12 protein-coding genes are annotated in these 11,603 nt (G+C 70.1%); 5 read left to right on the top strand and 7 right to left on the bottom strand.

What is annotated here, in order from left to right; translation table 11 throughout:
* Positions 1–18: 18 nt before the first annotated feature.
* A complete protein-coding gene (locus tag ACILQR_RS00740; protein ID WP_395649611.1) occupies positions 19–894 on the top strand; it encodes an alpha/beta hydrolase in 876 nt (291 codons plus the stop codon).
* A 7-nt stretch (positions 895–901) separates the two neighbouring features.
* Here ACILQR_RS00740 and ACILQR_RS00745 read toward each other — a convergent pair whose 3' ends face one another.
* The 6 genes from ACILQR_RS00745 to murC all read right to left on the bottom strand — a co-directional run bounded on the left by ACILQR_RS00745 (position 902) and on the right by murC (position 7,195).
* Positions 902–2,269 (bottom strand): sulfite reductase subunit alpha, encoded by a 1,368-nt coding sequence (locus tag ACILQR_RS00745; RefSeq protein WP_395649612.1) that lies wholly within the window; start codon positions 2,267–2,269, stop codon positions 902–904.
* Positions 2,266–3,297, bottom strand: a complete 1,032-nt coding sequence (locus ACILQR_RS00750; RefSeq protein WP_395649613.1) for an FAD:protein FMN transferase — start codon at positions 3,295–3,297, stop codon at positions 2,266–2,268. Before ACILQR_RS00750 ends, ACILQR_RS00745 begins: the two co-directional genes overlap by 4 nt.
* 98 nt (positions 3,298–3,395) lie before the next feature.
* Positions 3,396–4,226, bottom strand: a complete 831-nt coding sequence (locus ACILQR_RS00755; protein ID WP_395649614.1) for a DUF4198 domain-containing protein — start codon at positions 4,224–4,226, stop codon at positions 3,396–3,398.
* A gap of 12 nt (positions 4,227–4,238) precedes the next feature.
* Positions 4,239–4,757, bottom strand: a complete 519-nt coding sequence (locus tag ACILQR_RS00760; RefSeq protein WP_395649615.1) for a DUF2271 domain-containing protein — start codon at positions 4,755–4,757, stop codon at positions 4,239–4,241.
* Positions 4,758–4,777: 20 nt separating this feature from the next.
* Positions 4,778–5,449 carry a PepSY-associated TM helix domain-containing protein gene (locus ACILQR_RS00765; protein ID WP_395649616.1) on the bottom strand — a complete coding sequence of 224 codons (672 nt, stop codon included), beginning with the start codon at positions 5,447–5,449 and terminating at the stop codon, positions 4,778–4,780.
* A 201-nt stretch (positions 5,450–5,650) separates the two neighbouring features.
* A complete protein-coding gene (gene murC / locus ACILQR_RS00770) occupies positions 5,651–7,195 on the bottom strand; it encodes a UDP-N-acetylmuramate--L-alanine ligase (protein ID WP_395649617.1) in 1,545 nt (514 codons plus the stop codon).
* A 171-nt stretch (positions 7,196–7,366) separates the two neighbouring features.
* Here murC and ACILQR_RS00775 point away from each other — a divergent pair, with 171 nt between their 5' ends.
* The 4 genes from ACILQR_RS00775 to hisC are packed head-to-tail and all read left to right on the top strand — an operon-like array spanning position 7,367 to position 11,143.
* The gene (locus tag ACILQR_RS00775; protein ID WP_395649618.1) at positions 7,367–8,197 is read left to right on the top strand and encodes an LD-carboxypeptidase; all 831 of its coding nucleotides are present in this window, start codon (positions 7,367–7,369) and stop codon (positions 8,195–8,197) included.
* Positions 8,198–8,237: 40 nt separating this feature from the next.
* The gene (locus ACILQR_RS00780; protein ID WP_395649619.1) at positions 8,238–9,287 is read left to right on the top strand and encodes a DUF2125 domain-containing protein; all 1,050 of its coding nucleotides are present in this window, start codon (positions 8,238–8,240) and stop codon (positions 9,285–9,287) included.
* The gene (locus tag ACILQR_RS00785; protein WP_395649620.1) at positions 9,287–10,033 is read left to right on the top strand and encodes a hypothetical protein; all 747 of its coding nucleotides are present in this window, start codon (positions 9,287–9,289) and stop codon (positions 10,031–10,033) included. The genes ACILQR_RS00780 and ACILQR_RS00785 overlap by 1 nt, the downstream gene beginning before the upstream one ends.
* A 12-nt stretch (positions 10,034–10,045) precedes the next feature.
* Positions 10,046–11,143, top strand: a complete 1,098-nt coding sequence (gene hisC / locus ACILQR_RS00790) for a histidinol-phosphate transaminase (RefSeq protein ID WP_395649621.1) — start codon at positions 10,046–10,048, stop codon at positions 11,141–11,143.
* Here the strand turns inward: hisC and ACILQR_RS00795 are convergent.
* Positions 11,140–11,603: lysophospholipid acyltransferase family protein (locus ACILQR_RS00795; RefSeq protein ID WP_395649622.1), on the bottom strand; the 464-nt coding region annotated here is incomplete at its 5' end. The genes hisC and ACILQR_RS00795 overlap by 4 nt on opposite strands.

Here is an 11,603-nt window from a genome sequence, read left to right on the forward strand (position 1 = left end):
GTCAGACTTCAGGATCCCATGACCCGTAGAGGTATCTTCGCCGGCCTCGGTGCCGTGTCGCTGGGCGGTCTGGTGGCGGCCTGTTCGCCATTGGGCATGCTCAATACCCTGGGCCCCCGCGACCGGGGCGTGGGCCGGATCGCGCGAGACCTGAGTTATGGCGACGATCCGCGCCAGAGGTTCGATCTCTATGGCCCCGACTGGCGGCCGGGCCAGCCGCTGCGGCCGGTGGTGGTCTTCTTCTATGGCGGCGGCTGGGATTCGGGGTCGCGGTCCCTGTACGGCTGGGCGGCCCAGGCCCTGGCGGCGCGGGGCTTCGTCGTGGCCCTGCCGGACTACCGGATCGTGCCCAATGTCATCTTCCCGACCTTCATCGAGGACGCCGCCGCCGCGACGGCCAGGGTCGCGGACGTCGTGGGACAGTATGGCGGCGATGCCAACCGGCTCGCCGTCGCGGGCCATTCGGCGGGAGCCCACCTGGCCATGATGATCGCCCTGGATCGCCGCTACATGGCCGCCGTCGGCAAGCCGGATCTGATCAGGGCGGCGGCGGGGCTGGCGGGGCCCTACGAGTTCCTGCCCTTCGACGTGCCGGCCTCGGTCAACGCCTTCGGCCGCGCGCCGGACCCGACCCTGACCCAGCCGGTGACTTTCGTGCGCGCTGACGCCCCGCCGCTGTGGCTGGGCCACGGCACGGCCGACGCCGTGGTCCATGACGAGGACACGGTCATCCTGAACCAGCGGATGCAGGACGTCGGCGGTCGGTCGGAGGCGAAACTCTATCCGGGCCTGGACCACGCCGACCTGATCGCGACCTTCTCGCCCCTGTTCAGGAAAAAGGCCCCGGTGCTGGACGACGTCTCGGCCTTCCTGCACCGCGAACTGGGCATCTGATATACGGTCAGTAGATGTCGCGTCGGTATCGTCCGTGTTCGGACAGGGCGATCAGGGCGTCGCTGCCCAGCGCCCGCTCGAGCGCCGCATGAACCCCCGTCGCCATCCCTTCGAGGCTGCCGCAGACGTAGACGGCCGCGCCGCGATCGATCCAGGCGCGGACCTCGGCGGCGTGCTCGTCGATCAGGGCCTGGACATAGCGGCCGTCGTTGGCGTCGCGCGAAAAGGTCCGATCCAGCCGCGTCAGTCGCCCATCCCCCAGCCAGGCCTGAAGATCGTCGTCGAAGAAGGCGTCATGTGCGCGGCTGCGCTCACCGAACATCAGCCACGCTTCACCACCCGGTCGCTCGACCAGATGGGCGCGCAGGCCCGCAATCCCGGTGCCGTTGCCGATCAGGATCATCGGCGTCGCCGCGCTCGGGCCGTGGAATCCACTGTTCGTCCGTATACGGATCGGCACATCGCCGCCGACCTCCAGGGTCTTCGTAAGCCAGCCCGAGGCCAGGCCCGGTGTCCCGTCCGGGTGGCTCATCAGCCGCACCAGAAGCTCCAGCCCACCTTCCGACGGCAGGGAGGCGATCGAATAGTCGCGGGCCGCCAGCGACTTTCCGCCGTCCGGCCCCGGCACGCCGATCTCGGCGATGTCTCCGGCCCGCCAGTCGGGCAGGGTGCCGACCGGAACCAGCCTCAGCCGCCACGCCTCGCCCCCCGGCCCACCTGGGTTGACCAGGGTCCGCGCCTCCAGCCGCCATGGCTGATGGGTCGCCGGGGTCCAGTCGGCCGCCGCATTCGACCCGGTCAGGGCGTTCAGCTGGTGCTGCCACTGGCGGATGGCGTCGGGATCAGCATCGTCGACCTCGACCATATCGAACAGGGGTTCGGCCCCCGACCGCTTCAGCCAGCCGTCCACCGCATGGGCGAACCCGCAATAGTCCTTGTAGCTGCGGTCCCCCAGCGCCAGCATCCCGTAGGTCAGGTCGGGCAGGGACGTCGCCTCGCCCATCAGCCGCCGGACCACACGGGCGGCGCTGTCGGGGGCATCGCCCTCGCCGGTGGTGGCGACAACGAACAGGGCCCGCCGCGCCGCCTTCAGCATGGCCAGGTCCAGTTCGGCGAACGAGACCACCATGGCCGTCTCGCCGGCCTCGGTCAGGGCCCGCGCCGTCATCCGTGCCAGGTCCTCGGCCATGCCGGTCTGGCTGGCGAAGGCCACCAGGGTCGCGCCGCCCCCGGCCTCTGTGGCCATGGCGTTCGACCGCGCCCGCTCGGCTCGCCGGACGCGGAACGCCCGCCAGACGGTCGCCAGCGTCAACGCCAGCCACAGGCCGACCGCCGCGCCCGCTGCGGCCCAGTGAACGGGATCGGTCGTGGTCACTGGATCGTCACCGGCCCGGTCGTCACGGCACCAGACGTCGGTAGATCGTCGGCGTCGGCCAGCATGGCGGCGAACAGGGGCGTCATCCGCTCGATCGCCCCGCGCGGCGTCCGCTCGATGAAATGCGCGGCCAGTCCGAAGGCCTCTGCGAACTCCGGCCCCTCATAGGGCCCCATGACGGTCAGGGCCGTGGCAAAGGCGTCGGCCCTCATCGCGCTGGGGTGAACCACCGTGACCGACGCCAGACCGTTGTCGATCGGTCGTCCGGTGCGGTTGTCCAGCGTATGGGAATAGCGCCGATCCCCGTGGACGAAGGCCCGGCGATAGTCGCCCGAGGTCGCCATGGCCACATCGACCATGGCCATCAGGGTGCGGGGCGAGGGGCTGCCCGGCGGCTGTTCGATCTCGACCCACCAGGGTTGGCCGTCCGGCTTGACGCCGCGCCCGCGCAGCTCGCCGCCGATCTCGACCAGATGCGACGTGGCCCCCAGCGCGCTCAGCCGCTCCGACACCCGGTCCACCGCATGGCCCTTGGCTATGCCGGAGAAATCCAGCCGCATCCCGCCGACCTGCATGGCCCCGCGCGCCTCGCGGTTCATCCGCAGACCCTGCCAGCCGCCCAGGGCTTGCGCCGCGACGATCTCGTCCTCGGTCGGGAGGGGGCTGTCGGCCGGGCGCGGACCGCCGGGCCCGAACCCCCACAGGTCGACGAGAACACCCAGCGTCGGATCGACTGCGCCGTTGGTGTCGTCGGCGATCTCCATCGCCGCCTCGAGCACGGTCCAGAATGTGGACGACAGGGCCCACAGCCCCGGCGGCGCGGCGTTGAACCGGCTGATCTCGCTGGTCGGCTCCCACGGGCTGAAGGTCGCCACCACGAGGTCCAGCTCGGCCTGCACCGCCGCCTGGGTCACGGTCGGATCGGCGCCTGGCGGGGCGATGACGCGGGCGGACCAGGTGGTGCCCATGGTCTCGCCGCCCATGACCCAGACGATGTCCGACGGCGGCTGGACCGGGGGCTCGGCCATCGGCGGGATGAGGACGCGGGTCTCCGCGCCCTCATCCCCGGACGCAGCTTCGCCCCCGCCGAGGAAGACCGGCGGAGGCGCACCTTTGGAGCCCTGGCTCAGGGCAGGACCTCGAACACGGCGACGTAGGAGGCCGAGGCCACCGGCGGGCCGCCGCGTCCCATGCCTTCGGGGGCCGGGCCGCCCTGACGCCAGGCGGTGTTGACCCAGTACATTCCGGCCTCGGGCCAGGTGACGGTGAACCTGCCCTCGGCGTCGGTCCTGACCGTCATCTCCTCGGGGTTGTCGCGATAGCGGATGCCGCCGCGTGCAATGGTGACCTCGGCCTCGGCCAGGGGCTGGCTGTCGCGGATCAGCTGGAAGGTCGCGGCCTCACCGGCGACCACGTCGGTCGGATGGGTGACGGGCACCAGTTCGATGCCCACCCCGGTCGGGGCGAACACGGTCGTGGTCGGCTCACCGAGGGTGGCGAAGGTCTCGATCCGGCTGGCAAACGGAGCCGAGACCACGTCGGTGGCACCGGCGGGCACATTGGCCGCGAGATCCGCCGCCGGGCCGCGCCAGCGACCGGGCGTGCCGTTCAGGGTCCAGGTCGCCATCACGCCCGAGGAGGCATTGGCGATCCTGTAGGTGCCGGGCTGGGTCAGATGCACGTCGAAGGTCGAGCGATACTTGCCCTGCATCAGGTTCTCGGGGGCCACGGTCGAGCCGTCCGGCGCGGTCACCTTGACGTTGTCGAACCGCATGGCGTTGTGGTCGGCGACGAAGACCTGGTTGGAGATGCCGCCGTCGATGCCGATCCAGGCGTCGGTCCCCGACAGCACGGTCGAGGACGGCAGGATCCACTGGCGGTGGGCCTGGGCCGACAGGGGGGCGGCGAGGGCGGCCATCAGGGCGATGGCGGCGGCGGCGGTCTTGAAGCGGGTCATGGAAAGCCCTCCTTAGCGGGTGACGGTGACGGAAACGGCGCCGAGTTCGGTCGCGCCTCGGGCTGAGCCGGTGTTGGCCGCGCCCCAGCGGAACGGCACGCGGACGGATTCGCGACCGCCCAGCTCGCGGGCCGCCTCGACGACGATGTTGTACTGGCCGGCGGGCAGACCGCTCAGGCGGGCTCCCGGTATGGTCACGGTCTGGCGGCCCGGCGCGCGGGTGGCGCCCGAGATGCCGTCGGCGGGCATGGTCATGGCGCGGCCGCCCTTGCGCCACCAGGTCCGGATGTCTTTCAGCCAGTCCTTGCCGTCGCCCTCGCTGTTGCGGGTCTGCTGGTACCAGACGGCCAGGGTGCGCACCGCCGTCTGGTCCTGACGCTCGATCCAGATGGCGACGTAGGGCCGGTGATAGGAGGCGCTGTTGATGCGCGGCAGCTCCACCGACACGCTCAGATCGGCGGCCGAGGCGGAGGTCGCAACGAGGCCCGTGGCCAGGGTCGCGGTGGTCAGAGCTAAGGGAAGCAGATTCATCAGGATACGAACTCGGTCGGTCAGTGAATGAAGATCAGGGCGATCACGACGGGGATCACGAGGCCCAGCCCGACCAGGGGCCAGGTCGAGGGTCGGCTGCGCGAATGCAGCCACAACAGGATCAGGCCCGTGATCGCAAAGATGATGCAGGCGACGGCGAAGATGTCGTTGAACCAGTACCAGACGGGCCCGGCGTTCCGCCCCTTGTGCAGGTCGTTGACGTAGGCGATCCAGCCTTGGTTCGTGACCTCCATGACCGTCTCGCCGGTCGCCCGGTCGATGGTGATCCAGCCGTCGCCGCCGGGCCGGGGCAGGGCGACATAGACCTCTTCCGGCGTCGTCTCGGTCGGCTTGCCGGCGACGGAGGCCTTGAGCGTATCGGACGTCCAGCGCGCCACGGCGTCGGGCACCGGGCCGGTGGTCTCCTCCGGCATCTCGGCCAGCCGGGCCAGCAGGGGCGCGGGCAGGGTGGCGGTCTGTTCGGTGACGACCGGCTCGGCCTTGATCTGGGCCGCGTGGTTCAGGGTGATGCCCGTGATCGCGAACAGGATCATGCAGGCCAGGCTCAGCCCCGCCGAAATCCAGTGCCAGCTATGCAGTTGCTTCAGCCAGAAGGCGCGCGCGCGGTTCAAGGCCGGGGCGGGGGCTTTCTCGGGCGTCTGGGGGCGCGGGGGGACTGCGGGGTCGGTCACGGGAGGCCTGTGCCATATCTTGCGAACGATTTGCAATACCAATCCTCACCCGTGAGCGCAGCGAAACGGGGGAGGGGGACCGCGACGCGCTTGCGTCGTGGTGGAGGGGGCAGAAACGAACAGTGTGTCTGAGGTCGCCCCCTCCACCCCGTCGGCCAAGCGGCCTCCGCGGTCCCCCTCCCCGCGAAGGGCGGGTGAGGATCAGTGAGCCAGACGCGCCAGCAGGTCGGCGGCGAACTCCGACAATGTGTCGTCCCGTGCCCCCATGACGATGACCCGGTCGCCGGGCCTCGCCAGCGCGACGATCCGGTCGCCGCACGCCGCGCGGTCGATCAGCGCCTCCGCCGTCCGCCCCAGGGCCCTCACCCCGGCCGCGATATCCTGCGACCCCACGCTGCGATCTGTGGTCCCGCCGTAATAGACCGGCTCGGGCATCAGCAGGACGTCGTCGGGCCGCATCAGCCCGGCGAACCCTTGCGTGAACTCGTCCCGCATCAGCTTCAGCGGCCCGAACCCGTGCGGCTGGAACAGGATCAGCAGCCGCCCGTCAAAGGCGTGCAGGGTTTTCAGCGTGGCGGCGATCTTGTCGGGGTTGTGAGCGAAGTCGTCGATGACGGTGATCCCGTTCGCCGTCCCGACCACCTCCATCCGCCGTTTGATCCCGCCGAAGGTTTCGAGGGCGGTGACGGCCTGATCGAGGTCCACGCCCAACGCCCGCACCGCCCCCAGCGCCGCCAGCGCATTGGCGACGTTGTGCGCGCCGGGGACATTCAACACGACGTCCTTCTCCCCCTGCGGGAGAAGGTGGCTCGCGGAGCGAGACGGATGAGGGGTCACGCCGTCGTCAAAAGTCTGAACTCGCTCCCCCCCCTCCGACCGTTGGTGCGACCCCTCATCCGTCAGCCTTCGGCTGCCACCTTCTCCCGCAAGGGGAGAAGGATTTTGGACAGACAGCCTGAACCGCATCCCCGCCGCCAGCGGTTCCAGATCGTGCGCCGACAGGTCCGCATCCGCATTCCCCAGCGAGAATGTGACCACCCGTCCCGCCTCCATCCCCTGCGCCAGGGCCGCCGTCTCGACATTGTCCAGGTTCAGCACCGCCGTCCCCGCCCGCCGGGTGAAGCCGCCGAACAGGTCGCGCAGCTCCTCCATCGACTTGTGATCCAGAGAGATGTTCGACACCACCGCCACGCTCGGATCGTAGCGGGCGATCGATCCGTCCGACTCGTCCACCTCGGCCACGAACAGGTCGGGAGAGCCGACGATGGCGCTGGCGAACGGATGATCCGCGTCGGCGAAATTGCGCATCACCGCGCCGTTCACGACCGTGGGCTCGCGCCCGGCCTGCGACAGGATCCAGGCGATCATGCCGGTGATGGTCGACTTGCCGCTGGTCCCCGCCACCCCCACCGAGGTGGGTGCCGCATTGAACAGCCGGCTCAGCAGTTGCGGCCGCGTCACGATCGTCGCCCCCGCCCGGCGGGCCGCGCCGATGTCGGGCACCGTGTCCTCGATCGCTCCGGTCGCCACCACGATCTGATCGGCGCGCGTCACGCCTGACCCGTCCTGCGGATGCAGGGTCACGCCGTGCGCCCGCAACCAGTCGAACTTGGCCGGCGTCCGCCCCTGATCCAGCGCCCGGTCCGACCCCTCGATGCGGTTCCCTTGCGCCTGCACGATCATCGCCAGCGGCAACATCCCCGACCCGCCGATGCCGCAGAAGAAGTAGTCGCGTTTCTCGTCCATGCCCGTGACTAATCGGCGGCGTCGGCAAGGGAAAGGTCATTTTTAATCCGTCATTCTCGCCCCTGTGGCGAGAATCCAGAGACACGGTTTCGGATCGTGGCTACCGGTATCGACGGTGTTTCTGGATCCTCGGCACAAGGCCGAGGATGACGTGAGGAGTGGGACCGCCCGATGATGGCCAACAGCTTCAAGATCGGCGTCGTCTGCGTGTCCTCGCGCTTCGACCCGGCGCGAGCCGAGGCCGTCAAGGCCTGGGTCGCCGAGCACCACCCCGACGGCGACATCGCGATAACCTTCCACCCCGCCTGTTTCATGAAGCACGGCCATTTCGCCGGCGACGACCGGGCGCGGGCCGAGAGCTTCCTCGACTACGCCAACGACCCGCGCTTCGACGCCGTCTGGTTCGCGCGCGGTGGCTACGGCTCGTGCAGGATGGTCGAGGCGGTGCTGCCCCACCTGAACGATGTGGCGCGCAAGAAGCGGTATCTCGGCTATTCCGACGTCGGTACCCTGCTGGCCGGGATGTACAAGGCTGGATTTGAGCACGTCGCCCACGGCCCGATGGCCTCGGATTCGGTGCGTCATGATGAGACGGCCAAGGGGGCGCTCGACTGGCTCGTCAACGGCGGCAAGTCCTGGCTGGAACCGTCCTTGATCCCCGGCGGCAAGAAGGCCGTCGCCTTCAACCTGACCATCATCGACCAGCTGCTGGGCACGGCGCTGGAGCCCGACCTGACCGACCACGTCCTGATGATCGAGGAGGTGGGCGAGGCCCTGTACCGGATCGACCGGATGATGTTCCACCTGACCGGCCAGGCGTCGATGCGCAAACTCGCCGGCATCCGCCTCGGCCGCGTCTCCGACATCACCTACAACGAACCCGACTTCGGCCTGACGCCGGAGGAGATCGTCCGCTACTGGTGCGCGCGCTCGGGCATTCCCTATCTGGGCCCCGCCGACATCGGCCACGACGGCGGCAACAAGATCGTGCCGTTCGGCTGAGTCTCGTGCCTTCGCCTGAATCCTGCGCTATCAGCGCGCCATGACCGTCCAACCTCGTCGTCGCAGTCGCGCCGGGCTTCTGGCCCCCTTCATCCTGGTCCTGATCGCGCTGGCGCTCTGGAGCGTCTGGTGGGTCTATCTGGCCGGACAGGTGCGCGAGCGGCTGGAGGCCCAGGTCCAGATCGCCAATCGCGGCGGCTGGACCGTCGGCTATCAGAAACTCGACGTCGGCGGCTGGCCCTTCCGCGTTCGGGTCGAGGCGTCCGCTCCGTCCGTCCGCGCGCCCTCGGGCCATGCCCTGTCGGCTCCCCGGCTGGTGGCCCAGGCCGAGGCCTGGAACCCCGACAAATGGGTCATCGTCGCCCCCGACGGCCTGGCATTGACCCGCGCGGCCAAGGGCGTCGTCGACATCAAGGCTCCGGCGATCCGCGCCAGCGTCCATGGCCTGACCCAGCGCTGGCCCAATCTGGCTGTCGAACTGGCCCAGCCGACCTTCGTCGCCCGCCCCGGTGCCGAGGCCTTCCCGATCTCGGCGGCGAAACAGATCGAATTCTACTTGCGGCCCCATCTGGCCCCGGCCACCGAGCCCGGGGCCGCGACCAGCGTGGACCTGCTGTTCCGCCTGATCGAGGCGCAGGGACGCACCGGCGGTCCGGTCCGGGGCATGGCCCAGGACGGCACCCTGACCGCCCAGATCGAGACCGTCGTCGAACACGCCGACCGGCTGAACGGCCCCGATGCGGCGGGCGTCCTGTCCGCCTGGTCGCGGGCGGGGGGCCGCTTCACCCGGGTGCGCGGCGAGCTTCAGGCCGGCGAGAGCAAGGCCACCCTGTCCAGCGATGCCCTGTCGGCCCGCGCCGACGGCCGGCTGGAGGGTCAGTTGGCCTTGCAGGCGGTCAAGCCCCTGCCTGCCATCGCCGGTCTGGCCCGATCGGGCGGCGGCGGGGTCAACCGGGTCGGGGCGGCGGGCGCCGTGGCGGCGACGGCGGTCACGGGCGGCGCAGGCGACGTCGATCTGACCCTGATGTTCCGCGACGGCCGCACCTGGCTCGGTCCCTTCGCCCTGGCCCCGGCCCCGAAACTGTTCTGATGCCGCTGCCTGAGCCCCCCTCGGCCGAACCACCCCTGCTGGTCGAGCCGGAGCTGAACCCCGCCGAGGCGGAGCGCAACAGGGCCCTGGCCGAGGCCCTCGGCACCATCCTGGCCGCCCAGCCGGACGCAGAGCCGTCGGACGTCACCAAGCCGACGCCCGATGCCGACGCCCTGGCCCTGCGCGCCTTCCTCGCGGCGGCCCCCGGACATCGACAGTCCGTCCTGCTGCGCGCCGTCTGGGGCCGGTTGTCGGCCCCGTCTGCCCCGCCGCTCGTCGCCTGCGGCCCGGCCTCGCAACAGGTCGCCGCCGACCGCTTCGGCCTGCCCGTCCGCGCCGTCGCCGATCCCGACGCCGCCCTGAGCGAGGCCCTGTCCGGTGGTCGCGCCATCATCGATCTCGACATGCCAAAGCCCTGGTGGGGCCGGCTTCTGGCGCGGCCCGAGTTGCGGATCATCGCCGCCCTGCCCGACGATGCGCTGGGCCTGCCGCGCGCCCTGATGGTCTCGAAGGAAACCTCCGGCCCCACCGGCGACGACCGCACCTTCTGGATCACCGACAGTGCCTTGCCCCAAGCCCGGCTGACCGCCGCCCTGGCCGAGGTCGGCCTGTCGGGTCATCTGCTCGTCGCGGCGGGCGGGTTGAAGCTGGTGGTGCTGGCGGGCTATGTGCAGGCTCAGGACGGGCGGCTTTCGGCAGCCCCCGGCGCCCTCAAGGGCGTGATCGGCGCCGCCCCCGTATACTGAGAACCGCCCGCCATGACCGCCACGCTCGCCCCGACACCCAAGCCCGGCATCCTCGACATCGCCCCCTACGTCGGGGGCAAGGCCTCCATCGCCGGTATCGCCGAGCCGATGAAGCTGTCGTCCAACGAGAACTCGCTGGGCGCGGGCACCCTGGCGCGCGAGGCCTTCGCCGCCTCCTTGTCGAAAATCCACATCTACCCCGACGGCCACGCCCTGAAGCTGCGCGCCGGGGTCGCCGGCCACTATGGGCTGGAGCCCGAGCGGCTGATCTTCGGCAACGGCTCGGACGAGGTCTTCGCCCTGCTGAACCAGGTCTATCTGACCGCCGGCGACAATGTCGTGGTCAGCCAGTACGGCTTCCTTGCCTATCAGATCAGCGCCAAGGGCTGCGAGGCTGAGGTGCGCCAGGCCCCCGAGACGAACTACAGATGCGATGTCGAGGCCATGCTGGCCCTGGTCGATGACCGGACCCGGCTGGTCTATATTTCCAGCCCGTCCAACCCGACCGGCAGCTATAATACCGGGGAGGAGATCCGCCGCCTGCACGCGGGCCTGGCCTCGAACGTCATCCTGGTCGTCGACGAGGCCTATGCCGAATACGTCGCCGCGCCGGACTGGGAAACCAGCCTGCCCCTGGCCCGGGACGCCGCCAATATCGTGGTCACCCGTACCTTCTCCAAGATCCACGGTCTGGGCGGCCTGCGCATCGGTTTCGGCTATGCGCCTCTGGCCGTGTGCCAGGCGGTCGATCGCATCCGCCTGCCGTTCAACGTCAACTGCGCGGGCCTCGAAGCGGCCCTCGCCGCCCTGTCCGACGAGGCCCACCAGAAGGCATCCCGCGACCTGGTCCAGACCTGGCTTCCCCGCCTGACCCAGGCCATCCGGGGCTTCGGGTTCGAGGTCCTGCCCAGCGTGGGCAACTTCATCCTGGTCATCTTCCCCGAAGAGGGCCGCACGGCCTCGGCCGCCAACGAGCATCTGATGAGCCGGGGCATCATCGTCCGCGCCGTCGGCGGCTACGGCCTGCCCAACGCGCTCCGCATCACCATCGGCACCGAGGACCAGAACCGCGCGGTCCTGGACGCGCTCAGCGAGTTCGCGGCGGGCTAGACCTTCAGGAGCGCGGTCGACGCCTCTTCGATCCGCTCCTCCAGCAGGGTCATGAACTCCGCTCGCTTCAGCCCCGCCGGGATGACCGGCAGGAACTCGTACACCACAGTCCCCGGCGTCCGCCGGAACCCCTTGGCGTGCCAGTGCGCGCCCGAGTTGGTGGCCATGGGGACGCACGGACTGTCGAGGTCGCGGTACAGGGCGGCGATGCCGGGCTTGTAGTCGGGCGCGGCGCCGGGCAGGCCGCGCGTGCCTTCGGGGAAGATCAGGATCTGGCGACCCTCGCCGAACCGGGCGCGGGCCTGGCGCACCATGTCCTTCAGCGCCTTGGAATGGGCCGAGCGATCGACCGCGATCATCTTGGTCTTCCAGGCGAACCAGCCGAAGAAGGGCAGGGGCATCAGCTCCTTCTTCATCACGAAACAGTTGTCGGGCAGGAAGGCGAAGGGCGCGATGACGT

The sequence above is a fragment of the Brevundimonas sp. genome (assembly GCF_044239655.1).
Taxonomy (GTDB): domain Bacteria; phylum Pseudomonadota; class Alphaproteobacteria; order Caulobacterales; family Caulobacteraceae; genus Brevundimonas.